Below are 23774 nucleotides of genomic sequence, written 5' to 3'. Positions count from 1 at the left end.
CTATTTTTATCTTGCAAAAATATATACTTTATTCCAGTATTTCATTCTCCATCCGGTGCTATTTTACAACCTTTTCCGAAAACGTTTACTTTCGGGTATCCTTTTTCATGGTCAGTCAGATGATTTCCTTACCTTTGCAGCGTGAAACAACCATCTTACATTGATTTAAGATAATAACTTCAACGGGTAAATCCCCATTGTATCTAACAAATAACACAAAAAATGAAGAAGCATCTAATTTTATCTGCCTGCCTGATGATGGCAGTAAGCAGTTTTGCTCAAAAGAAAGACTTTAGTTATAAGTTTTACGGACAGATTCGCACAGACCTTTATTACAACAGCCGTGCTAACGAAGAGACAGTAGACGGATTGTTTTACATGTATCCCAAAGACGAAGTACTCGATGAAAACGGCAAGGACCTGAACGCAACTGCCAACGGTAGCTTTTATACCTTATATACCCGCCTGGGAATAGACGTAGCCGGCCCTAAATTGGGACGTGCCATGACTTCTGCCAAAGTAGAAGTGGACTTCCGCGGCTCAGGAACTTCCTACTCCACCATCCGCTTACGCCATGCCTACCTGAACCTGGATTGGGGACGTTCAGCTCTCTTACTCGGCCAAACCTGGCATCCGCTGTTCGGTGACGTATCACCACAAATACTGAATCTTTCGGTGGGTGCACCTTTCCAGCCATTCAGCCGTGCCCCTCAAATTCGCTATCGCTATACACATAAGGGATTCCAACTGACAGGAGCCGCAATCTGGCAATCGCAGTATTTATCGCAAGGCATTGCGGGCAAGAGCCAGGCTTATATAAAGAACAGCTGTGTCCCCGAATTCTATCTGGGACTCGATTATAAAGCCAACGGATGGATAGCCGGAGCAGGCATAGAACTTCTCTCTCTGAAACCCCGTACAGAGTCTAAAATAGATGATAAAGTTTATAAAGTGAACGAACGCATCACCACTTTATCTTATGAAGGACATGTAAAATACAGCAATAAAGACTGGTTTGTAGGGGCCAAAACCGTATTGGGCTCTAATCTGACACAAACTTCGATGCTCGGTGGATTCGGAATCAAATCGATCGATAAGCAGACCGGAGAACAGAAATATACACCGATCCGGGTATCCAGTTCATGGCTGAACGTTGTATACGGACAGAAATGGAAACCGGGCATCTTCCTGGGATATGTCAAGAATCTGGGGACAAGTGATGCTTTAGCATCCGGTCAACTGTACGGAACAGGAACCAATGTAGACCAGGTAGTAACTGCCGGAGCCGAACTGACATACAACGTCAATCACTGGAAGTTTGGAGTGGAATATACCTATACTTCCGCTGCTTACGGTTCACTGAATCTTAAAAACGGCAAAATCATCGATACACATTCCATCGGTAACAACCGTATCGTAGGTGTAGCCATGTTTATGTTTTAAAAACAGATGAATAATACATTACCTATCCACTTCGCTCCGCTTCAGGGATATACCGAGGCAGCCTATCGTAATGCCCATGCCGCCGTTTTCGGCGGCATAGATGTCTATCATACTCCTTTTGTACGAGTAGACCGGGGAGAGTTCCGCCACAAAGACGTTCGAGACATTCTACCCGAAAACAACCGGGTGGCCCGCCTTATCCCGCAACTCATAGCCTCCGAAGCGGATAAAACAGAGCGTATGATCGCCCTCTTCATCGAACAGGGCTATCGGGAGATAGACATCAATCTCGGCTGTCCTTTCCCGATGTTGGCAAAACGGCAATGCGGGTCCGGCATGCTGCCTTATCCCGACAAGGTGGAGGCATTGCTAAAACAAACGGAACAATTTCCCGACATACGCTTTTCGGTAAAGATGCGTCTGGGATGGGAAAAACCGGATGAATGCCTGTCACTGATACCGTTGCTTAACGCTGCTCCCCTGACCGAAATCACCCTCCATCCCCGGTTGGGCATCCAGCAATACAAAGGTGAGGTAGACATGGAGGGATTTACCTCTTTCTACGAAGCATGCAGACATCCCGTAGTCTATAATGGAGATATCCTGACCGTAACAGACATCCACCGCATTACCGACAAGTTCCCAAGCCTTGCCGGAGTGATGATCGGACGCGGATTACTGACAAACCCTGCATTAGGCTGGGAGTACAAAGAAGGCAGAAAGCTTTCTCCCGAAGAGTGGCATGAAAAGCTTAAGGCACTGCACACAGCCGTTTTCCTTCATTATGAAGAGCAGATACAAGGTGGCGAAGCGCAACTGGTAACCAAGATGAAAACATTCTGGGAGTATCTGGCTCCACAGATCGACCGGAAAAGTTGGAAAGCTATCCATAAAAGCACTACGCTCACCAAATACAACATTGCCGTCCGTTCGGCATTCTGACAGAAAGTTCATCCGGACAATGCGTAGTTTGGCATCCGTTTCATTACCACTGATAGTCAGCAAATTATATTTACCTGTATTTTCCTTTCGATGTAAAAGCATTTACCCCGACATGTAAAGGCTTTTACGTCGGCATGTAAAGCCATTTACTCCGGTACGTAAAATCTTGACCAGTACACGGCGATGTTAGTCGACTTGCATATCTTGGAGCAGTAACCTATCTTTTCTTTAAAAGAGAGGGAGTCCCTGAGTGATCCTCCCCCTGATACCAGATTCTCTATGGATGCAATTCTTTAAAAGTCTGATTCTCTTCTTTCACCTGCTTCACAGTTTCATTCAAGTCGTCAATCGGCAGATCGTATCCATACCACCCGGTATAGCAATCAGTTACATACCATTTACCGTCAATCAAGTCGAATATCACACGTAAGTCAACTTCCGACTCCTCATACCCAGCTTCAAACTCTTTATGGGTAGGTTCGTTCACCGTAAATTTAGAAACATAGATTCCTCCTTCCTCCTGGGTAATGCGTTCCTCTTTTAGAGTCTCGCCATCCAGCAACGGCCATTTCTCTTGTGTAAAGGGGAAGGTTTTCTCGCTATTTCCATCGTCCGTCATCAGAGTGATGGGAGTTTTTAACGGAAACTTCACACGGGTATACTGGAAAGAAGCACTTGAGGTGAACTTCTTCAGAAACGTCTGGAAAGGTTCATCAGCCGTTTCCGCAGTAGCGGCACTCTCTGCCTTCGCTTTCGAAGTATTTCCACAGGAAATAAAGCAAATGCCTCCCATCAGGGTAAGCATAAACAGACAAAGCACAAATCTTTTCACTTTCATAATGAATGGGTTATTAAGACGGGGAATCCCACCCCGCATTTTCAGCGGGCAAAGATAATATATCTTCCTAATATCCAATCGGGAAGGACAGAATTATTTATGTTTCAGGTATTCATATCCGAAGCGGCAATAAAGACATTTCTTCTTGTCGCAATATTCCTTCTGTAACTGTAACAACGCCTGACTGTCCGCTGCTGTCCGGACAGGAATTCCGGCTTCGCTCCACATGCGGGTGACGTAGTTGTTTTCAGCTTTCAACTCTTCAAGCAATGAAGCTGCGCGTTCACACAACCTTTCGTCTGCCTTATGCAAACCGTAAGCATACAGAAAAGGTATGACCGTATTGATAATGATCAGTTCCCTTGCACCGGAACCGATGCTTTTCTCCTTCCGGGGAGAGGTCCTGCCAAACATGAAGTGCTCCTCCCAATAAGCAGAAGTATGACCGGAGAAGATCGACTTTAACTCTTTCAGGGTTTGCGCTTCCATGACACGTGAAAACAGGGAACGCTCTTTGTAATATAGGGAAGCCAGTTGTGCCAGCCTCACATGTGGAAAATTGCCGGGACGAAGACGGAGAAAACGCCACAAAGAAGCATTCATCACCGGCGGAAGTTCAAACTTATGTTGCAGATAACGGAATTCCTTCTGCATCCAACTGAAATAATCGTCAACAGGTTCTCCCTCCAGCAAACCGGCCTGTCCAAAGAAGAAAGCCTCCACTTGTGTCAGGTCGTCACGATGCTTATCGATGGAGCGGAACGGAAGCAGATTCGCCCAGGCTTCAAAAGCATCTCCATTCAGTCCGAAACCAAAATTACGTGCCAGCGTGATGAAAAAGGCGTCCTCCCAATGTTGGTTGCAGCGCTGAAGCCGCCGGGATATGGTCTGGTTCTTCTGATCGAAACGCTCGGTCTGTAAAGCTGTCAGCCAGGAATGAACCGTTAGTTTGGAAAGAGTTTCCAAGATCGAATAGCAAGGTGGATGTACGTCTGCCCGGCAAAGCTCGTCATAATGTTCCTTCACCCGGCGGGGACAAGCCAACCGGAGTTGCGGGACAGGTTCACCATTGGTGCGGTATATCTCACAATCTATTTCCGTGGCAATGTGTAAAATCACTGAGTCATAGGCTATATCATGATCATGCCCGTGACGGAACCAATCGGAAGAGACTGCATGTATTTCGACATTACCTACCCAAAGCGTACCGTCAATCTTTAGTTTGGCATTAAAAAAATCGGGGCCTGCATTAGGATTCGGCAGTCCCGTATCAATCACTTCAACAGGCAGCCCGGTGGTTGTTTGCAGTTCATGAAGAGGAAAGATTTTGTGTTTCCACACATAGTGTAGGAGGTGTTCCATTGTTAACAAGACGTTAATGTGCTCGACAAATGTAATAAAAATCCTATCTTTGCGACTAATATTTTGGATATAAAGTCTATAAAGTCAGTAAAACAATGAAAATAGCATTAATAGGTTACGGAAAAATGGGCAGGGAAATCGAAAAAGTAGCCCTCAGTCGCGGACACGAAATTGTCAGCATTATCGACATCAATAATCAGGATGATTTCGAATCCGAAGCGTTTAAATCGGCAGATGTGGCTATTGAGTTCACTAATCCCATGGTAGCCTACAGCAATTATATGAGAGCTTTCAAAGCAGGTGTAAAGTTAGTTTCGGGCAGTACCGGATGGATGGCAGAGCACGGCGATGAAGTAAAGGAACTATGCAGCAAAGGTGGAAAAACCCTGTTCTGGTCATCCAATTTCAGCCTGGGCGTAGCCATCTTCTCGGCAGTCAATAAGTATCTGGCTAAAATAATGAACCAGTTCCCAGCATATGACGTGACCATGAGTGAAACCCACCACGTGCACAAGCTCGATGCACCAAGCGGAACGGCCATCACGCTGGCAGAAGGTATTCTTGAAAACATGGAACGTAAAAACGTTTGGGTAAAAGAGGAAGCACACTCAGCGAACGAGTTGCCGATTCACTCCATCCGTGAAGGCGAAGTATTCGGTATCCACACCATCCGTTACGATTCGGAGGCGGACAGTATCTCCATCACCCACGATGCCAAAAACCGGGGAGGTTTTGCTTTGGGTGCGGTACTTGCCGCAGAATACACAGCAACCCATGAAGGCTATCTGGGTATGAGCGATTTATTCCCATTCTTAAAAGACTAACATCATGAGAAAAGCAACACGTACTCAATGGATAAAGTGTTCCATTGCCATTCTTCTTTATCTGATCTTTCTGATCTGGGTGAAAAGCTGGTGGGGACTGATTGTGGTTCCTTTTATTTTCGATGTTTACATTACCAAGAAAATCCCCTGGTCATTCTGGAAGAAGTCAAAGAACCCGACTGTCCGAAGCGTAATGAGTTGGGTAGATGCCATCGTTTTCGCTTTGGTGGCAGTATATTTCGTGAACATCTATATCTTTCAGAATTATCAGATCCCATCCTCCTCACTGGAAAAATCATTGCTGGTGGGAGACTTCCTGTATGTAAGCAAGATGAGCTATGGTCCCCGTGTACCGAATACTCCGCTATCGATGCCATTGGCACAGCATACACTGCCGATACTGAACACCAAGTCGTACATTGAGTGGCCTCAGTGGAAATACAAACGTGTGCCCGGGTTCGGTAAAGTAAAACTGAACGATATTGTAGTGTTTAACTTCCCTGCAGGAGACACTGTTGCGCTGAACTTTCCGGATGCCGACTTTTATACACTGGCATACAACATCGGGAAGCAGATTTATCCGAATCCGATCAATATGGACAGTCTGACCCGGGAACAACAGAAAACAGTATACGATTTATATTACAATGCCGGACGAAAAGAAATAATGTCCAATCCCCAACGGTATGGCAAAGTTGTCACCCGTCCGGTGGACCGCCGGGAGAATTACGTAAAACGTTGTGTAGGGCTGCCGGGCGATACACTCCAAATTATCAACGGTCAGGTGATGATTGACGGGAAGGCAATAGAAAACCCTGAGAACCTGCAATTCAACTACTTTGTGCAAACTACGGGTCCGTATATCACAGAAGAGATGTTCCGCGAACTGGGGATCAGTAAAGCCGACCAGGGATTAACTCCCGAAGGAGCAGGTTATGAAGAAGGGTTGGTTGAGTTAGGAATGGATGGACGAAACGCCCAAGGCAGGCTGAATCCTGTATATCACCTTCCGCTCACAAAAAAAATGTATGATACTCTGTCCGCCAACAAAAAGTTGATCAGCAAAATCGTGATAGAGCCGGAAGATTATGCCGGAGACATGTATCCTCTGAATTTATATACTCACTGGAACCGCAGCAATTACGGCCCTATCTGGATTCCGGCAAAGGGAGCCACTATCACGCTGACTCCGGATAATCTGCCTATCTACGAACGTTGCATCACTGCCTACGAAGGCAATAAACTGGAACAGAAAGAAGACGGAATCTACATTAACGGTGTGAAGACAGACCAGTATACTTTCCAGTTGGATTATTACTGGATGATGGGTGATAACCGGCATAATTCGGCTGATTCCCGTTATTGGGGATTCGTACCCGAAGACCACGTAGTAGGTAAACCGATCGTCGTATGGCTGTCATTGGATAAAGACCGTGGCTGGTTTGACGGTAAAATCCGCTGGAACCGCATCTTTAAGTGGGTAGACTAAGTAGTAATGAGAAAGGGATTTAAATGGATTATAGCATTTGCCGGAGCAATAGTTATCGTATTATTGCTCCGCGGCTTTGCTTTTACCTCATGCCTGATACCTTCATCGGGCATGGAGAACTCCCTTTTCCAAGGCGAACGTATTCTGGTCAATAAGTGGAGCTACGGACTTCGGGCACCTTATATGTCACTGTTCTCCTACCACCGCTGGAATCCAAGGCGCATTGATAAAGACGACATCGTCGTATTCAATAATCCCGCGGCTATCAAAGAACCGGTCATCGACCGGAGAGAAATCTATATCAGCCGGTGTATCGGTGTACCGGGAGATACTTTGCTTATCGATTCACTATTCAATGTAGTAGACCGCAACACACAACTCGGACCGGACCGGAAACAACTCTACACTTATCCACAGACCAAGGAACAGCAGTTAGACTCACTACTTTCCATTCTTTCCATCGGCTCCAATGAACTGATGGGGCAGCATGAAGGCAAGAATGTACGAAGCTTCAGCCGTTACGAATATTATCTGCTTGAACAGGCGATGAACGGAAAAAGCTGGATACAACCTCTGAGCCAAAGCCGGCAGGAAGAAACTAAACCGCTCATCATCCCTGGCAAGGGAAAGGCCGTCAGAGTTTATCCGTGGAACAGGACCCTGTTGCGGAATACGCTGGTGTTGCATGAAGGCAAACAAGCGGAAATCCGGAACGATACGCTCTACATTGAAGGTCACCCTTCACAGCATTGCTATTTTACCAAAGATTATTACTGGATGGCTTCCAATAACTCGGTAAATCTCTCCGATTCCCGCTTGTTCGGCTTTGTGCCGCAAGATCATGTCATTGGGAAAGCTTCGCGAATCTGGTTCTCAAAGAAAGACCATACGGGAATCTTCAACGGATACCGCTGGAACCGATTCTTCCAACCGGTGAAGTAGTCAGTCCCACAAACCACAAATTATATATCAGCAACCAAGTAATCACAAAGTATCAACTACCCATGAAAGTCGCTTATCTCTCTTCTGCCTATCTGGCACCCGTAGAATATTATAGTAAACTGTTGAATTACGATAAAATATTCATCGAGCAGCACGATCATTACATGAAACAGACCTACCGGAACCGCTGTACTATTGCAGGTCCGGAGGGAGAACTGGCACTTTCTGTTCCTACCGTAAAACCGGAAAACCCGAAATGTCCGATGAAGGATATCCGGATTTCCGACCATGGCAACTGGAGGCATCTGCACTGGAATGCAATGGAATCGGCCTATAACAGCACCCCTTTTTTTGAATATTATAAAGACGATTTTCGCCCTTTCTATGAAAAGAAATATGAATTCCTCACAGATTTCAATGAAGAATTGTGCCGGCTTGTATGCAAGCTGATAGATATACAACCTGATACGGAACGAACCACCGAATATAAAGCGGACTTCGCCCCGAACGAAATAGACTTCCGGGAAGCCATCCATCCCAAAAAGAATTTCCGCCAAGCCGATCCGGAATTTATTCCCCAACCTTACTATCAGGTTTTCGAAACCCGCCACGGATTCCTGCCCAACCTGAGTATCATCGACCTCTTATTCAATATGGGACCGGAAAGTTTGTTAATACTGCAACAAACAATAGCCAATCCCCGATAAAAGGAGTTGACCAAAAATTAATTTCCTTCCTTTTTTGAACCGTTCCATCAACTTTATAACTATATTTGCATGCTGCGTGTACGATAACGGAGCTATAGAAGAAGAAGTTTAAACTTAAAATATAATAGTATGGCAAACTTATTTAGTGTAAAGGATAAGGTAGTGGTCATTACCGGTGGAACAGGAGTATTGGGAAAAACAATTGCAGTCCATCTGGCAGAAGAAGGTGCCAAGGTCGTTATCCTCGGACGTAAAGCCGAAGTGGGCAACGAGATAGTAAAAACAATATGCGCCAAAGGGGGCGAAGCTCTGTTCCTGGCAACCAATGTACTCGACCGGAACATCCTTGAACAGAACCTGGCAGATATATTGAAAGCTTATGGGCGGGTAGACGCATTGCTCAATGCGGCAGGCGGCAATATGCCGGGAGCTACGATTGCACCGGCAAGTGACATCTTCGATCTGAAAATAGATGAATTTCAGAAGGTAGTGGATCTTAATCTGACCGGTACCGTATTGCCGACACAAGTATTTCTAAAACCGATGACAGAGCAGAAAAGTGGAGCTATTGTCAATTTCTCCTCAATGGCAGCTTTCCGTCCTTTGACACGTGTGGCCGGTTATTCGGCTTCCAAAGCAGGCATTTCCAACTTTACCGCATTTATGGCCACAGAAATTGCCAAAAAGTTTGGTGAAGGAATCCGTATAAATGCCATTGCCCCCGGTTTCTTCCTGACAGAGCAGAACCGCACTTTACTAACCAATCCGGACGGAACATATACTCAACGGGGACAGGATGTCATCCGCCAAACCCCATTCGGACGTATGGGACGCGCTGAAGAGTTATGCGGCACAATACAATACCTGATCAGCGACGCAGCAAGCTTCGTAACGGGCACTGTGGCCATAGTGGACGGCGGATTCAATGCTTTTGCAATGTAAAGAGGCCTCTCCCATACATCTTCCCTCCCCAGAGGTAAAACAAACAGAATGATTAAACCTACTTTCAAAAGTAAAAAATGACTTATGAATCAACCTTATATCACTTCATCAAAGAGTAAACTCTTTCTTTCCGAACAAACCTGGCGCTGGTATGGACCGGATGATCCTGTCAGCCTTTGGGACATTAAACAAGCCGGAGCTACGGGAATTGTCAACGCTCTCCACCACATCCCTAATGGCGAAGTATGGACTGTAGAAGAAATTATGAAACGAAAGGAACTGATCGAATCCGTCGGTCTGCGATGGTCGGTAGTAGAAAGTGTCCCGGTACACGAGCACATCAAAACCCAGACAGGCGATTACAGAAAATACATCGAAAACTACAAAGAGAGCTTACGTAACCTCGGTAAATGTGGCATTCATATCGTTACCTACAATTTTATGCCCGTACTCGACTGGACTCGCACCGATCTTGCCTATACCCTACCCGATGGCTCCAAAGCACTTCGTTTTGAACGTGCCGCTTTTATCGCTTTCGATCTTTTCTTACTGAAACGACCGGGTGCAGAGAACGACTATACCGATGAAGAAAAAGCCAAAGCAAAAATTCGTTTCGAACAGATGGACGCAACGGAGAAACAACTCCTTGTCCGTAATATGATTGCCGGACTTCCCGGTTCGGAAGAGAGTTTCACGCTGGAGCAGTTTCAACAGGAACTGAATCGTTACAAAGGTATCGACGCGGATAAGCTACGTGCCCACTTAATCTACTTCCTGAAAGAAGTGACTGCGGTAGCAGACGAGGCCGGTGTAAAGCTGGTGATTCATCCGGATGACCCACCCTGCCCCATTCTGGGTTTACCGCGTATCATGAGTTGTGCGGCCGATTTTCAGGCACTGATCGATGCTGTGCCTAATGAATCGAACGGGCTTTGTCTCTGTACCGGATCACTTGGAGTAAGCAGTGCCAACGACCTGGAAGGTATGATGAAACAATTCGGCGATCGTATCAATTTTGTCCACTTCCGAAGCACTCAGCGAGATTCCGAAGGAAATTTCTACGAAGCCAACCACCTGGAAGGAGACGTAGATATGTATCGGGTCATGAAAGCTTTCCTTGAATTACAACAGAGAAGAAAAGTATCTATCCCCATGCGTCCGGATCATGGACACCAAATGGTGGACGATTTAAAGAAGAAAACAAATCCGGGATACTCCTGCATTGGACGCCTGCGCGGACTTGCCGAGCTAAGAGGACTGGAAATGGGAATTGCAAAATCAATCTTTTAAAAACACGAAAAGGCAGTAAAAGACCTTTTCACCCACCGCTGCCTCCACAGATTAACACAGAAATTAAGACCGAGACCTACTCGATCTCTGTTTTTCTGTGGAGCCAGCGATAGTTTTGACACATTTATAAGGCCTCATCCTATCTGCTGCCTATACACTTCCTCTTTAATTCTTTCCACCTGTTCAGACAGTCGGGGAGAATCTTCATTTCCCATAATCCAAAGTGGACAGGCGTTCTCCATAGCATGATAAGAAGGCTGTACATAGGTTTTATCGAGCACCTTGTATCCGTTACGCCGATAATAGTTCACGCGCCGGGTAGTCATTTCATCTTCCGTAGGCTCTACTTCCAGCAGGCGCAGTCCTTTCAGGTGTCCGGCCACATAATCAAGCACCTGCTGCCCTATCTTTTTATTCCGCATTTCCGGGAATACAGCCAGGTGTTCCAAATAGTAGAAGTCACCCATATCCCAGTATACAAACATTCCACTCAACTCTCCATCACATTCAATAGCATTGAAATACATGGGGGTATGGTTCTCAATCATTCGTTTCAACTGCCCGATTTTTCTTCTCTCACTTTCGGGAAAAGACTCCTCGTACAAAGGAATCAAACGGTTCAGACGTGAATCGTCAGCACTCGTAATACGGCTTAATGTCATCATAATTTTTTAGGTTTTCAGGCAAAGATAAGCGGAATAAGCCGGAAGACAGCAGACTTTAAACATTTTTACGCTATCTTTGTGAGCATAACCCCTGATTAATTTAACACATTATGAAAACCTCATCCCCCCAACGAGTCGCTGCGGTCGATGTATTCCGTGCACTCACCATGTTCCTTATGCTTTTTGTGAATGATATTCCCGGACTCAGAAACATCCCCCATTGGCTTGGACACGCAGCAATGACAGAAGACATGTTGGGCTTCTCCGATACTATTTTCCCAGCTTTCCTGTTCTGCATGGGCATGTCTATTTCGTTTGCGGTACAAAACCGATACCAAAAGGGCGATTCACCACTCCAAGTGATTATGCATATTTTCTGGCGAACCGTGGCACTGGTTGTTATGGGACTTTTCTCTGTAAACAGCGGAGGAGTGGCAGGACTCTCCCATCCCTGGTTCTCTATCATTATGGTGATTGGCTTCTTCCTGATCTGGGGAGTATACCCTAAACCGATAACCACCCGAAAAAAATATCTCTATACGGGAATGAAGACAGCAGGTATTTTACTGTTGACTTTCCTGATCCTCTACAAAGGATTTCATGGAGCACCTTTCCAGCAGAAATGGTGGGGAATTCTGGGCCTTATTGGCTGGACCTATGTAATCTGTGCCTCTGTATATTTATTTACCCGGGAAAGCCTGGTACGCAACCTTTTCGTCTGGGTACTGTTTATCGCCCTGGCATTGCTGAATCATGCAGACGTCCTGCCGCTTCCATTCATACCAAGTGATATGACATTACACGCATTCGGGATATCGGGCATACTAACTTCACTATTGATGCAGAAATATGCCAGCCCCGAACGCCCCGGAAAGTTTATAGGGATATTATGCGGTCTGGGCCTCCTTATGCTGGCAGTCGGCTTTGCCTCACATCCTTTCTGGATTATCTCAAAGATACAAGCCACTCCAAGCTGGTTCTTCTTCTGTACGGCAGCTTTCTTCCCGTCATTCGGCTTCTTCTATTGGCTGACTGACATAAAAGGCAAAACCGGCTGGTTCGATATTATCAAACCGGCAGGAACCGCAACCCTTACCTGCTATATCATTCCATATATCTGGTATGCAATGCAACAACTACTTGGATTACACTACCCCACCGCATTGGGCAGCGGCATACCGGGATTAATGAAATCGGCCATATTCTCACTGATTATTGTCGGTATCACAGGATTACTGGTCAAAGCTAAGATTAAACTAAAAGTATAAATCAAACTCCGCAGACTGAACCATCCAAGGTGACTAATGGCCCCACTGTCGGTCAGCTCCTTTGGACGGTTCAATCTTCTATTATTAAAAATGATTAATAACCCGAGAAAAAGCAAAGCCACCCGAAGTAAAGATCCGTATTAATCCATACATTTGCCGCCAATTATGGCAGCATACATCAAACTATTAATGCTATGCCTGTTATTTTTGGTATTCGGTATCCAGAAAAGCAGTGCTCTACAACCCGCCAATAACGGGGTGACAGTCACTACTGCCGTAAAAAGCCATACTCACAACATACCTTCTTTTGATAACTCAGGACATGACCTATTCGACTTTAATCAAGGGATACTGGTCAAAAAGGCTGTTTCGGATTCGGCCAACCCGTATAAACAAAGCAATAACCTCCATCCGGCTGCCAAGACGGACTCTCAGAAATTAATAACATTCAAAGAATACACTTCTTTTTATACTCTTCATAACAGAGTTAAGCCTGCACCAAAATACTATGTATTTGCGCTCAGGCATATTCTTATTTAGCACTTTCTGTACTACGGGTGTCTATGCGATTCGGCATAGCCCTGATTATGATGTTTTTTTAGTTTATATATTCCAAGGTCAGAGAGTGCATCGTAAAGATTTATATAAGTATTAATTGTGTGTCTAATAGTAATGTCAATCCTCAGATGCACCCTCTTCCTTTTCTTCTTATCTGTAGATCAGTGTAGAAAGATATTCCTCTGCGAACATCTCATTGGCTACCTCCAGCAACCCTTCTGCAGTTAATGCTTCGATTCGCCGGAAAACAGATTCGGATGATTCATACTTGTGGTAATGCAAGAAGGTCTTTGCCATCCCCAACGCATTATTTTCATTATTATCCGAAGCAACTCCAATCTGCCCGATCAGTTGTTTTTTAGCAGCCATCAGCTGCGAAGAGGTCATTTTCACATCCCGCATCCTTTTCAGTTCTTTGTAAGTCAACCGCAGACAAGTATCCACATCCGCAGGGTCGGTTCCAAAATAGATGCAGAAAGCTCCCGTATCCGTATACGATGTCAGATTGGACTCCACAGTGTAGACCAATCCTCTTCGCTCGCGGAGAGAAACATTCAGGCGACTGTTCATCCCCGGACCACCCAGAATATTATTCAGCAGATACAAGCCGGTACGTTTATCATCATAAGCATTGTATCCCCTACTGCCAATCATCACATGCGCCTGATGGGTCTCCTTATGGACAACCAGATGCTCCGGTACGTAAAGGGGAGGCGGAGTACGGTGATTATCGACTCCAATCAACGGAAGGTCTGCCAACAGTTTCTCCACCTGGCGGACTATTTTCTGAAAGTTGAAGTTGCCCAAAACAAAGAATACCATATTGGAAGGTTGATAGAACCGGGAAGTAAAAGCAACCGCATCCCCGCTTCGGAATTGCTTCAGCAATTCCGGCCTGCCCAGAATGTTGCGTCCCAACGGATGATTCCGGAAAATCATATCTTCAAAGTCATCGAAAATAAGCTCCGAAGGAGTATCTTCGTATGACTGTATTTCGTCGATAATCACTTCCGTCTCCTTTTCTATCTCGTTCTGCGGAAAAGTGGAGTGAAAAACAATATCTGCCAGCAATTCCAGTGCCCGCCCAAAATGTTCGGTCAGGAATGCCGAATAGATCACCGTCTCTTCCTTATTGGTATATGCATTCAGGTCGCCTCCTACATTCTCCATACGATTCAGGATATGCCATGCCTTCCGTTTCCGGGTACCTTTAAAAATCAGGTGCTCCACAAAGTGGGCCATTCCTTGTTCGTTTTCAGCCTCATCACGGGTGCCGGCATCTACGGCAAATCCACAATAAGCCACCTTTGAAAGCGAAGGCTCATGGATGATGCGAAGACCGTTGGACAGGGTATGTATATTATATTGCATTTCTGCACGGGTACTTAACTGCTTCATTCTTACTATTAAGTTAGGTTGAGGATACAAAAATACAATAAAACTTATTGTCGTTTATAGAAAATTGCAGATATTTGTAAGCTATAACATCAATAACCCTTATGGAAAAGATAGGAATTTTCTGTTCCGCGTCCGACAGCATCGACCCGACATTCTTCGATGCAGCCCATCAGATTGGCGAATGGATGGGAAGAAACGGCAAGACACTTATCTACGGTGGTGCCAACCTCGGACTCATGGAATGTGTGGCAAAGGCAGTCAAAGAAAGCGGGGGACGTGTCATCGGTGTAGTACCCTCCAAACTTGAAGAGAACGGCAAAGTGAGTACATATCTCGATGAAATGATCCGCACACACAATCTGAGTGACCGCAAGGATATCATCCTGCAACAGTCGGATGTATTGGTGGCTCTCCCCGGCGGTATCGGCACGCTGGATGAAGTATTTCATGTCATGGCAGCCGCTTCCATCGGTTATCACCAGAAGAAAGTGATCTTCTACAACGCAAATGGTTTTTATAGCCCGTTGCTTGCCGTACTCAGCGAATTACAGGCAAGAGGATTTGCCCGCCATCCGCTGTCCTCCTATTATGAAGTAGCAAACACATTTAATGAATTAACAACTAAGATATAATGATTGAATCGATTCAAGAACTCCTGCAAAAGGAAGCACAAGCCGTGCTGAATATTCCCGTGACCAATGCCTACGAAAAGGCGGTTGAGTTGATTGTGGAACAAATACACAGAAAAAAAGGCAAACTTGTAACTTCCGGCATGGGTAAAGCCGGACAAATAGCGATGAACATCGCCACTACGTTTTGTTCGACCGGTATTCCCTCTGTCTTCCTGCATCCCAGCGAAGCGCAACATGGCGATCTGGGCATCCTGCAAGAGAACGACCTGTTGCTGTTGATTTCAAACTCGGGCAAAACCCGTGAAATCGTAGAGTTAACGCAGTTGGCCCACAACCTGAATCCGGGCCTTAAATTCATCGTTATCACCGGAAACCCCGACAGTCCGCTTGCCAGCGAATCAGATGTATGCCTGAGTACAGGGCACCCTGCCGAGGTTTGTACACTGGGTATGACCCCTACTACCTCGACTACGGTAATGACCGTCATCGGCGATATCCTCGTGGTACAAACAATGAAAAGGACTGAATTCACTATCGAAGAATACTCCAAACGCCATCACGGTGGTTATCTGGGTGAAAAATCAAGAAAACTATGCGTAAAGTAATCGGCATCGGAGAGACTATACTCGATATCATCTTCCGGAACGACCAGCCTTCGGCAGCCGTTCCCGGAGGCTCTGTTTTCAACGGCATCGTTTCTTTAGGACGCATGGGAGTCAATGTATGTTTCATCAGCGAAACGGGCAACGACCATGTTGGAAACATCATCTTGCAATTCATGCGTGACAATCATATCCCGACGGATCACGTCAATGTGTTCCCGGATGGCAAATCGCCCGTATCCCTGGCTTTCCTGAACGAACACAGCGACGCGGAATACATCTTCTATAAAGACTATCCCAAACAGCGGCTGGACGTTTTGTTCCCTCCCATCAACGAAGATGATATCATTGTCATCGGTTCATATTATGCCCTGAATCCGGTTTTACGCGACAAGATTCTGGAACTGCTGGACATAGCGAGAGAGAAAAAAGCGATTGTATATTATGATCCCAATTTCCGTTCTTCACATAAGAACGAGGCTATGAAGTTAGCTCCAACCATTATCGAGAATCTGGAATATGCCGACATCGTAAGGGGATCTCTGGAAGACTTCTATTACATGTACGGAATCAAAGACGCAGAGAAGATCTACAAGGATAAAATCAAGTTTTATTGTCCGCTATTCCTTTGTACAGCCGGAGCAGAGAAAATCTCGCTGCGTACCAACACAATATCGAAAGAGTATCCTGTCACCCCGTTGCAAGCAGTCAGTACCATCGGTGCAGGAGACAACTTCAATGCCGGCCTGATCTACGGCATGTTAAAATATGACGTCCGTTACCGCGACTTGCAAAACCTGAGTGAGGAGACCTGGGATAAGGTGATACAATGCGGTCAGGATTTCTCCGCAGAAGTCTGCAAGAGTTTCAGCAACTCCGTATCGGAGGAGTTTGCGGCAAACTACCGTTAATGCTTGTCAGTTACGAGCTACAAGCAACAAGTAAATGTGCATCATCCAGCATAATTACCCGTAGCGTGTAGCCCGTAGCTAATTACTATTAACGTTGTCTAATTATAGCAAAGTAATTATACCATGTAACAAGAATCCATATCTTTGCAAATAGTGCTCTCAGACAAATACGAACTATGTACAAAAACCTGTTCAATTTACTAACTATTTTACTTATTCTGCCTTCGTGCACAGATATGTCTCCTAACATTTCGGTGGTTTGCGAAGAGAATAATATAGGAAACTGTATTCTTAAATGGGAAACAACCCCTCTCATCAAGGGGCAGGTGAAAGTATATGCATCCGACAATCCGGAGTTCATACCCGAAGACAATCCCGTCGCCATGGCTAACATCTCCGACGCACGGATAACGATTGTGACCAACGATCCTTCCAAACGCTCCTATTATACAATGGTATTCAATGACAAATACCGTGTAAAAGTGGCTCCCCGCAATGTAAATATGCCCGGCATACAGAACTTCCGCGACTTGGGAGGATATAAATCCGCTACAGGAAAGCACGTACGCTGGGGCAAGCTCTACCGTTCGGCACAGATAGACAGCCTGAATTGCTTTGCCTTCAGAAAACTACAGAATCTGGGCATCAAAACCATTCTGGACCTGCGCTCCGAAAGCGAACTCCATAATACGCCTCCTTTGCAAAAAGGATTCAATGTGGTGCATATCCCTATCAGTACGGGTGATATGGAACATATCCTGCACGGCATACAACAAGAGAAGATCAAGACGGATACCATTTACCACATGGTGGAAGGGATGAACCGCGAACTGGTGGTAAAATACCAGAAGGAATACAAGGAAATATTCGATATCCTGCTCGACAAAAACAGCTATCCGGTAGTGATTCACTGCTCGTCGGGAAAAGGACGGACCGGCATCGTATCTGCCCTGATACTGGCTGCTTTAGATGTTAATGCGGATATCATTATGGAAGATTACCGTCTGAGCAACGATTACTTTAATATCCCCAAAGCGTCCAAGTACGCTTATAACCTGCCCGCCAACTCGCAGGAGGCCATTACCACTCTTTTCTCGGCAAAAGAAGATTTCCTTAATGCAGCCAAAGACGAGATAGAGCGCAAATACGGTGATGTATCCACTTATCTGCAGAAAGCAATCGGTCTGCAGCCCGAGGACACACACAGACTACGCAACATCTTGCTGGAATAACGCATTTTTTGTCCATCATTATTTATTGTTATCATTCGTAATTCACAATTAATCCGTATCTTTGCACCCGAATATAAAGATATACAGAGATTTAATGAAGACATTTGAAGAGCTTGGCGTTTCTCCGGAGATACGTAAAGCTATTGAAGAGATGGGATACGAGAATCCCATGCCGGTACAGGAGGAAGTGATTCCATACCTTTTAGGAGAGAACAATGATGTAGTAGCTCTTGCACAGACAGGAACGGGTAAGACCGCAGCGTTTGGCTTGCCCCTCATCCAAAAAATTAACGTAAAAAACAGAATCCCCCAATCACTCGTTCTATGCCCTACACGTGAGCTTTGCCTCCAGATAGCGGGCGATCTGAACGATTACTCCAAATACATTGACGGGCTGAAAGTATTGCCCGTATACGGTGGTTCGTCCATCGACAGCCAAATACGCAGCCTGAAACGGGGTGTGCACATCATTGTTGCCACACCGGGACGTCTGCTCGACCTGATGGAACGCAAAACAGTATCGCTTGCCACTGTCACCAACGTGGTAATGGACGAAGCGGACGAAATGCTTAACATGGGCTTTACGGAGAGTATAAACGCTATTCTGGCCGATGTTCCGCAGGAACGCAACACACTGCTTTTCTCGGCTACGATGAGCCCCGAAATAGCCCGTATTTCGAAGAACTACCTTCACGATGCAAAAGAGATTACCATCGGACGCAAAAACGAAAGTACAAGCAATGTGAAGCATGTGGTATATACCGTACACGCAAAAGATAAATATGCTGCACTGAAACGCATCGTAGACTATTATCCGCAGATTTACGGTATCGTCTTCTGCCGTACCCGTAAAGAGACCCAGGAGATTGCCGATAAACTGATGCAGGAAGGCTATAACGCCGATTCACTGCACGGAGAACTTTCGCAGGCACAGCGTGACACGGTGATGCAGAAGTTCCGTATTCGCAACCTCCAGATACTGGTAGCCACAGACGTTGCCGCACGCGGACTGGACGTAGACGACCTGACACACGTCATCAACTACGGGTTGCCGGATGATACGGAAAGCTACACACACCGCAGCGGACGTACCGGACGTGCCGGTAAGACAGGTACATCGATTGCGATTATCAACCTGCGTGAAAAGGGAAAAATGCGCGAAATAGAGCGTATCATCGGCAAGAAGTTCATTGCCGGCGAAATGCCTACCGGCAAACAGATTTGCGAGAAACAGCTTCTTAAAGTGATCGATGACCTTGAAAAAGTAAAGGTAAACGAGGAAGACATTAACGACTTCATGCCCGAAATTTATCGTAAACTGGAATGGCTGAGCAAGGAGGACCTTATCAAGCGCATGGTATCGCACGAGTTCAACCGGTTCGTGGATTATTATCGCAATCGTGAAGAAATAGAGGTGCCGACAGACAGCCGCAGCGAACGTGCCGTAAAAAGCCGTGACGGCAAGAGTGGCCGCCAGGCTGAACCGGGCTTCACCCGACTTTTCATCAACCTGGGTAAGATGGATAACTTCTTCCCCCATGAACTGATTACCCTGCTCAACAATAACACCCGTGGAAGAGTGGAACTGGGACGTATCGACCTGATGAAGAACTTCTCGTTCTTCGAAGTAGAAGAGAAACAAGCGCAGAACGTAGTAAAAGCATTGAACCGGACAAACTGGAACGGACGCAAGGTTACGGTAGAGGTTGCCGGAGAAGAAGCACCTACGGAACGCAGAGGACGCGGAAAACGGAATGAAGGCAGTGACAAGGGCGGCAAAGGAAGAAATACAGCCGCATCGGCCGACCGCAAGGATAAAGGCAGAGCCGGTAAAGACGGAAAACAGGCGGACACCCGGAAAGCCCAAAAGCCCAGCCGCGAGGAACGCGGATATTCCGCAGCACGTGGTCCCAAAGGTAAAGATGAATGGAAGCAGTTCTTTAAAGATGCCGAACCCGACTTCAGCGAAGAGGGATGGGCAAGAAGAAAACCCAAGAAGAGCTAAGGACAAAAAGATAGGAAGAACGGTCTGTCAACTTTCAAAAAGACCAGATTAGCCGTTCCCTGCTTACTTCCCTTTCTTATAAAATTTCTCTTTCGGAGAGAAGCCGGATGAAAGCCCGGCTCTTCACTTCACTTAGCAACGGTCTGAGCGGGGTGAAGAGCCGGGCTTTCTCACTCCGAAGAGCAGGCTTCCGGACGAAATGCAACCTGCATTTCCCCCGAAAGGTTACTCCATCCGGAGCAAATGCTTACTCCATCGGAGGAAGAGGCCTTCTTTATTCCCACTTTTTCCGAAAAAGCTTCTGTTCACAAGCTGGTTCATTTCAATAGAGCAGCAACCGGAAACTACCCAAAAGAGCTCAAACAAAGAGATTAAGCAACTATTTGTTTGCAATCACCCGATATACTCTAAAAATAGAAAGCAGATCAAGCGAATCAAAGACAGCACATTGCGAACCTAATGCAAATTCCGGACGTTTTTTTCACACCAACCGGAGAGAGGCCCGAAATAAACGATTCTGGAAGGGTCAGAAAAGCAAAAAGTCAAAATGATAAGAAAAGATTAAGTCAGGGTTCTCTTATTTATATTGTCCCCAAAAACACTACCTTTGCGTGAATTAAAAAAAAACAGGTAATAGTTTTCGGGTATGAACAAATTTAATGGTTTCCTTTACGGTCTGCTTTCATCGGCCTCCTTCGGGCTGATTCCTCTTTTCACCATCCCTGCCATGCGTGAGGGAATGCACTTCGAATCCATCCTGTTTTATCGGTTCCTGTTCGCCTGCTTAGCTTTGGGATGTATCCTGTTGCTCGACAAACAGTCTTTCCGTATCAGCCGCAAAGAAATCCCTTCGCTGTCGCTACTTGCCTTCCTCTATCTGATGTCCGCAGTCTTCTTGTTCTGGGGGTATAAATTCATGGCAAGCGGGGTAGCCACTACCATCCATTTCATGTATCCGGTACTGACCACGCTGATTATGATGATCTTTTTCCGCGAAAAGAAGTCAGCCTGGCGCTTCTTCGCCATCGCTCTTGCCGTAGTCGGTGTCTCCTGCCTTTCTTACGGCGACAGTTCCGGTGGAATTACTGCCATCGGATTGTTCATCGTTCTCCTGTCGGCTTTGGGATATGCGCTTTACCTGGTTACGGTGAGTCAACTCAAGATCGGACAGATGAAAGGGCTAAGGCTTACTTTCTATGTTTTTCTGTTCGGTACGCTTTTCCTGCTGGTGGGGATAGGCGCGACCACGGGTATTCAAGCCATTCCCGACTGGCATACGGGAGGAAATCTGCTGCTGCTGGCATTGATTCCAACCGTAATCTCTAACCTGGCATTAGTACAGGCCGTAAAAAGCATCGGCTCCACGCTCACTTCCGTACTTGGAGCCATGGAGCCGGTAACAGCTGTTTGTGTAGGTATCTTTATGTTCGGCGAACCCTTTACCCGGAGCATCGGAATCGGCATTCTGCTCATAATCTCAGCAGTAATCGTAATCATACTGAGACGTTAGGGTAAGGGCTTACTTCTTTCGGTCTTCTATTTTCAGTTCTTGTATCAGCTGGCTTGCTTTTCCGAACTTTTCGATAATGAAGAGCATATATCGTACATCGACCCCGATACAGCGTTGTACTTCGGGTTCGAAAACGATATCGCTACTCATCGCTTCCCAATTCCCGTCGAATGCCAACCCCAGCAATTCACCGTTGCCGTTGAACATGGCACTGCCGGAATTGCCACCCGTAATGTCATTGTTTGAGATGAAACATACATTCATATCTCCCTTTTCGTCGGCATAACGTCCGAAATCACCTGATCCCAGCAGGGACAGGACCTCCGGCTGTACAGCAAAGTCGGGGTCACCACTGTGCTCCTTTACCTTCTCGAAAATTCCCTTTACCGTGGTATAATAGTCATAGTCGGCACCGTCATAAGGTGAATAGCTGCCTATGGTACCGAAACTCAGCCGCATTGTCGAGTTGGCATCCGGATAGAAATTGCGGTCGGCATACATCCTTCTCATGGCGGCATTAAACTCGCGTTCGTCCTTTTCTATATTATCAGAAGCCTCAGCCATCTGACTACGCATATCGAAAAATTTCACAATCAGATCAATGCCGAGCGAAACTGCAGGGTCATCAACCATATGGAAAGTAGTATCGCGCTCCAGGAAACGCTTCAAGCCGCGTGGAGAAGTGATCTCAGAATGAGCATACAATGAATCAACATACATCTGTTCATTGCCTCCGTAAAGCGTATCTATGGTTTGGTAAAGATCGGGCAGATATGCCTGGTCCACTTTGCTCCGATACTCCTTCAACATGGCTACAAACACTTCTTTATCAATGGTCACATCATAGTTTGCATATTTATCGAGCAACTTCTGGAGCTGAGCCACCACCTGCTTCTGTTCCGCTTCGAAGTCGAAGTTCAGGATGGTCAGCGCAAATTGCACCAATTCGGGACCGTTAATAAACGACTCTCCGAAATAGGCCATCGCCCGGTTCACCTCTTTACGATCCTTGTAGTTCAGTTCGAGCGACGACATCAGGTGCAGCAACTTCTCCCGTTCTGACGGAGTCTTCTGAATCCACTTTCGGAGCGCGTCTTCCGCCTGGCGCTTCTTATCCAGCACCTTTAGTTTACGTATGGCTTTATTGGTTCCGATACTGTTTTTCCAGTAATTGGAGCTTTCGTCATATTTCGACGCATATTTGATACGGATAGAATCTCTCCGGTCCATCTCACGTTTCCAAATGGCCTGTTTCACTCCGCGGACGTCGATCATAGCCTGATTCATCCCGTTCATCATTTCCTCGATACCAAACGAAGAAAGATAACGTTCTGTACTGCCGGGATAGCCCAACGTCATGCAAAACGAACCTTCTTTATATCCATCCAACGTAATCGGAGCTACATATTCGGGGTGATAGGGCACGTTATCGGGCGAATAGTCCGCAGGGCGGTTCTCCTGATCGGCATAAATGCGAAAGACACAGAAATCGCCTGTATGACGGGGCCACATCCAGTTGTCCGTGTCCCATCCGAACTTACCGATAGAGGACGGTGGCGCAAACACCAGACGCACATCGTTGAAATCGCGGTAAACGGAAAGCCAAAACTCATTGCCTCCGTAATAAGCATCTACAATGCCAACCAATGTGGAGTCTTTTTTCGAGACTTCATCCCCTATTAATATCATCATCGAATCGATGGCTAAACCTCGTTCAACTTCGGTCATACCGGGTGTTGTAGCTTTCAGGACCCGGCGGGTAACGTCTTCTGTACGTAGCAGGAAGCGGACATACAACTCGGGATTGGGCAACTCTTCTTCCCGGCTATGCGCCACGAACCCGTCTTTCAGATAATCGTGGTCAACCGAACTATGTTGTTGTATGCTGCTGAACCCGCAGTGATGATTGGTAAATACCAGGCCATCCTCGGAAACGACTACTCCCGAGCAGAATCCTCCGAAACTGACCACAGCGTCTTTCAGCGACGGACGCTTCGTACTGTAAAGCCGGTCGGCAGGCATCTGCAATCCCAGTTCTTTCATCGCTTTACGGGTTTCTTTATTCAGATTGCCCAGCATCCACATACCTTCATCGGCATGCAATGAAGCCGGGTAGAGAAAAAGCAAAACCAGACACAGAACTTCCCCCCATCTCTTTCTGCTACAGAAAGAGTTAATTACTTTGTTTCTATTCATTTATATTAATCATGTTTA

At 46.2% G+C, this 23774-nt stretch carries 21 protein-coding genes; 16 read left to right on the top strand and 5 right to left on the bottom strand.

All coding sequences use genetic code 11. The features are described from left to right. Positions 1-222: 222 nt before the first annotated feature. Together G7Y45_RS04020 and G7Y45_RS04015 are read left to right on the top strand one after the other, a co-directional pair. A complete protein-coding gene (locus tag G7Y45_RS04020) occupies positions 223-1443 on the top strand; it encodes a hypothetical protein (RefSeq protein ID WP_005812304.1) in 1221 nt (406 codons plus the stop codon). A gap of 6 nt (positions 1444-1449) precedes the next feature. Next, positions 1450-2385 (top strand): tRNA-dihydrouridine synthase family protein, encoded by a 936-nt coding sequence (locus tag G7Y45_RS04015; RefSeq protein ID WP_032541094.1) that lies wholly within the window; start codon positions 1450-1452, stop codon positions 2383-2385. 277 nt (positions 2386-2662) lie between these two features. On the opposite strand, the gene G7Y45_RS04010 is transcribed toward G7Y45_RS04015, so the two are convergent. Further along, positions 2663-3223 (bottom strand): DUF4348 domain-containing protein, encoded by a 561-nt coding sequence (locus G7Y45_RS04010; protein WP_005812309.1) that lies wholly within the window; start codon positions 3221-3223, stop codon positions 2663-2665. A gap of 93 nt (positions 3224-3316) precedes the next feature. Then, positions 3317-4585 carry a DUF2851 family protein gene (locus tag G7Y45_RS04005; protein WP_032541095.1) on the bottom strand — a complete coding sequence of 423 codons (1269 nt, stop codon included), beginning with the start codon at positions 4583-4585 and terminating at the stop codon, positions 3317-3319. A 95-nt stretch (positions 4586-4680) separates the two neighbouring features. On the opposite strand from G7Y45_RS04005, the gene dapB reads away from it, so the two are divergent. The 6 genes from dapB (at position 4681) to uxuA (ending at position 10779) form a co-directional block, all read left to right on the top strand. Further along, on the top strand, positions 4681-5409 hold the full coding sequence (gene dapB / locus G7Y45_RS04000; protein WP_005812312.1) for a 4-hydroxy-tetrahydrodipicolinate reductase: 729 nt from the start codon (positions 4681-4683) through the stop codon (positions 5407-5409). 4 nt (positions 5410-5413) lie between these two features. Continuing rightward, positions 5414-6898, top strand: a complete 1485-nt coding sequence (locus tag G7Y45_RS03995; RefSeq protein WP_005779578.1) for a S26 family signal peptidase — start codon at positions 5414-5416, stop codon at positions 6896-6898. A gap of 6 nt (positions 6899-6904) precedes the next feature. Continuing rightward, positions 6905-7840, top strand: a complete 936-nt coding sequence (gene lepB / locus G7Y45_RS03990) for a signal peptidase I (RefSeq protein ID WP_032541096.1) — start codon at positions 6905-6907, stop codon at positions 7838-7840. A gap of 62 nt (positions 7841-7902) precedes the next feature. Next, positions 7903-8547, top strand: a complete 645-nt coding sequence (locus G7Y45_RS03985) for a WbqC family protein (protein ID WP_032541098.1) — start codon at positions 7903-7905, stop codon at positions 8545-8547. A gap of 129 nt (positions 8548-8676) precedes the next feature. Continuing rightward, on the top strand, positions 8677-9489 hold the full coding sequence (locus tag G7Y45_RS03980) for an SDR family oxidoreductase (RefSeq protein ID WP_005779582.1): 813 nt from the start codon (positions 8677-8679) through the stop codon (positions 9487-9489). Between the two features lie 84 nt (positions 9490-9573). Beyond that, the gene (gene uxuA, locus G7Y45_RS03975; protein WP_005812313.1) at positions 9574-10779 is read left to right on the top strand and encodes a mannonate dehydratase; all 1206 of its coding nucleotides are present in this window, start codon (positions 9574-9576) and stop codon (positions 10777-10779) included. A gap of 134 nt (positions 10780-10913) precedes the next feature. Here the strand turns inward: uxuA and G7Y45_RS03970 are convergent, their stop codons facing one another. Next, a complete protein-coding gene (locus G7Y45_RS03970) occupies positions 10914-11444 on the bottom strand; it encodes a GNAT family N-acetyltransferase (RefSeq protein ID WP_005779586.1) in 531 nt (176 codons plus the stop codon). 110 nt (positions 11445-11554) lie between these two features. Between G7Y45_RS03970 and G7Y45_RS03965 the strand changes: the two genes are divergently transcribed. Then, positions 11555-12712 (top strand): DUF5009 domain-containing protein, encoded by a 1158-nt coding sequence (locus G7Y45_RS03965; RefSeq protein ID WP_165015022.1) that lies wholly within the window; start codon positions 11555-11557, stop codon positions 12710-12712. 165 nt (positions 12713-12877) lie between these two features. Then, positions 12878-13252, top strand: coding sequence for a hypothetical protein (locus tag G7Y45_RS03960; protein WP_032536491.1), 375 nt, complete (start codon positions 12878-12880; stop codon positions 13250-13252). A gap of 168 nt (positions 13253-13420) precedes the next feature. On the opposite strand, the gene G7Y45_RS03955 is transcribed toward G7Y45_RS03960, so the two are convergent. Next, the gene (locus tag G7Y45_RS03955) at positions 13421-14641 is read right to left on the bottom strand and encodes a pitrilysin family protein (RefSeq protein ID WP_005779593.1); all 1221 of its coding nucleotides are present in this window, start codon (positions 14639-14641) and stop codon (positions 13421-13423) included. Positions 14642-14769: 128 nt separating this feature from the next. On the opposite strand from G7Y45_RS03955, the gene G7Y45_RS03950 reads away from it, so the two are divergent. From G7Y45_RS03950 to G7Y45_RS03925, 6 genes are all read left to right on the top strand, one after another. Continuing rightward, positions 14770-15300, top strand: coding sequence for a TIGR00730 family Rossman fold protein (locus tag G7Y45_RS03950; RefSeq protein ID WP_005812321.1), 531 nt, complete (start codon positions 14770-14772; stop codon positions 15298-15300). Then, positions 15300-15905, top strand: coding sequence for an SIS domain-containing protein (locus G7Y45_RS03945; protein WP_005779596.1), 606 nt, complete (start codon positions 15300-15302; stop codon positions 15903-15905). The genes G7Y45_RS03950 and G7Y45_RS03945 overlap by 1 nt, the downstream gene beginning before the upstream one ends. Beyond that, positions 15893-16813: a carbohydrate kinase gene (locus tag G7Y45_RS03940; RefSeq protein ID WP_005779597.1), complete on the top strand. Its 921-nt coding sequence runs from the start codon at positions 15893-15895 to the stop codon at positions 16811-16813. The genes G7Y45_RS03945 and G7Y45_RS03940 overlap by 13 nt, the downstream gene beginning before the upstream one ends. 176 nt (positions 16814-16989) lie before the next feature. Continuing rightward, positions 16990-18045, top strand: a complete 1056-nt coding sequence (locus G7Y45_RS03935) for a tyrosine-protein phosphatase (protein ID WP_005779599.1) — start codon at positions 16990-16992, stop codon at positions 18043-18045. A 94-nt stretch (positions 18046-18139) separates the two neighbouring features. Continuing rightward, entirely contained in the window at positions 18140-20050 is a 1911-nt protein-coding gene (locus tag G7Y45_RS03930) for a DEAD/DEAH box helicase (protein ID WP_032541107.1), read from the top strand. Positions 20051-20696: 646 nt separating this feature from the next. Beyond that, on the top strand, positions 20697-21560 hold the full coding sequence (locus tag G7Y45_RS03925) for a DMT family transporter (RefSeq protein ID WP_005779605.1): 864 nt from the start codon (positions 20697-20699) through the stop codon (positions 21558-21560). Between the two features lie 9 nt (positions 21561-21569). On the opposite strand, the gene G7Y45_RS03920 is transcribed toward G7Y45_RS03925, so the two are convergent. Continuing rightward, positions 21570-23756, bottom strand: a complete 2187-nt coding sequence (locus G7Y45_RS03920; protein ID WP_165015025.1) for a S46 family peptidase — start codon at positions 23754-23756, stop codon at positions 21570-21572. Positions 23757-23774 lie beyond the last annotated feature (18 nt).

This window comes from Bacteroides sp. ZJ-18 (genome assembly GCF_011038705.2).
GTDB classification, from domain to species: domain Bacteria; phylum Bacteroidota; class Bacteroidia; order Bacteroidales; family Bacteroidaceae; genus Bacteroides; species Bacteroides hominis.
Note: the sequence above shows the minus strand (reverse complement) of the source record. Positions and strands in the feature narration are given on the sequence as shown.

Bases quoted from the DNA above. Each gene is read 5' to 3' on its own strand.
- G7Y45_RS03985 (WP_032541098.1), top strand. From the start codon at position 7,903: ATGAAAGTCGCTTATCTCTCTTCTGCCTATCTGGCACCCGTAGAATAT.
- G7Y45_RS03980 (WP_005779582.1), top strand. From the start codon at position 8,677: ATGGCAAACTTATTTAGTGTAAAGGATAAGGTAGTGGTCATTACCGGT.
- dapB (WP_005812312.1), top strand. From the start codon at position 4,681: ATGAAAATAGCATTAATAGGTTACGGAAAAATGGGCAGGGAAATCGAA.
- G7Y45_RS03935 (WP_005779599.1), top strand. From the start codon at position 16,990: ATGTACAAAAACCTGTTCAATTTACTAACTATTTTACTTATTCTGCCT.
- G7Y45_RS03930 (WP_032541107.1), top strand. From the start codon at position 18,140: ATGAAGACATTTGAAGAGCTTGGCGTTTCTCCGGAGATACGTAAAGCT.
- G7Y45_RS04005 (WP_032541095.1), bottom strand. From the start codon at position 4,585: ATGGAACACCTCCTACACTATGTGTGGAAACACAAAATCTTTCCTCTT.
- G7Y45_RS03950 (WP_005812321.1), top strand. From the start codon at position 14,770: ATGGAAAAGATAGGAATTTTCTGTTCCGCGTCCGACAGCATCGACCCG.
- G7Y45_RS03995 (WP_005779578.1), top strand. From the start codon at position 5,414: ATGAGAAAAGCAACACGTACTCAATGGATAAAGTGTTCCATTGCCATT.
- G7Y45_RS03925 (WP_005779605.1), top strand. From the start codon at position 20,697: ATGAACAAATTTAATGGTTTCCTTTACGGTCTGCTTTCATCGGCCTCC.
- G7Y45_RS03960 (WP_032536491.1), top strand. From the start codon at position 12,878: ATGGCAGCATACATCAAACTATTAATGCTATGCCTGTTATTTTTGGTA.
- G7Y45_RS03920 (WP_165015025.1), bottom strand. From the start codon at position 23,756: ATGAATAGAAACAAAGTAATTAACTCTTTCTGTAGCAGAAAGAGATGG.
- G7Y45_RS04020 (WP_005812304.1), top strand. From the start codon at position 223: ATGAAGAAGCATCTAATTTTATCTGCCTGCCTGATGATGGCAGTAAGC.
- G7Y45_RS03945 (WP_005779596.1), top strand. From the start codon at position 15,300: ATGATTGAATCGATTCAAGAACTCCTGCAAAAGGAAGCACAAGCCGTG.
- G7Y45_RS04015 (WP_032541094.1), top strand. From the start codon at position 1,450: ATGAATAATACATTACCTATCCACTTCGCTCCGCTTCAGGGATATACC.
- G7Y45_RS04010 (WP_005812309.1), bottom strand. From the start codon at position 3,223: ATGAAAGTGAAAAGATTTGTGCTTTGTCTGTTTATGCTTACCCTGATG.
- G7Y45_RS03970 (WP_005779586.1), bottom strand. From the start codon at position 11,444: ATGATGACATTAAGCCGTATTACGAGTGCTGACGATTCACGTCTGAAC.
- uxuA (WP_005812313.1), top strand. From the start codon at position 9,574: ATGAATCAACCTTATATCACTTCATCAAAGAGTAAACTCTTTCTTTCC.
- G7Y45_RS03965 (WP_165015022.1), top strand. From the start codon at position 11,555: ATGAAAACCTCATCCCCCCAACGAGTCGCTGCGGTCGATGTATTCCGT.
- lepB (WP_032541096.1), top strand. From the start codon at position 6,905: ATGAGAAAGGGATTTAAATGGATTATAGCATTTGCCGGAGCAATAGTT.
- G7Y45_RS03940 (WP_005779597.1), top strand. From the start codon at position 15,893: ATGCGTAAAGTAATCGGCATCGGAGAGACTATACTCGATATCATCTTC.
- G7Y45_RS03955 (WP_005779593.1), bottom strand. From the start codon at position 14,641: ATGCAATATAATATACATACCCTGTCCAACGGTCTTCGCATCATCCAT.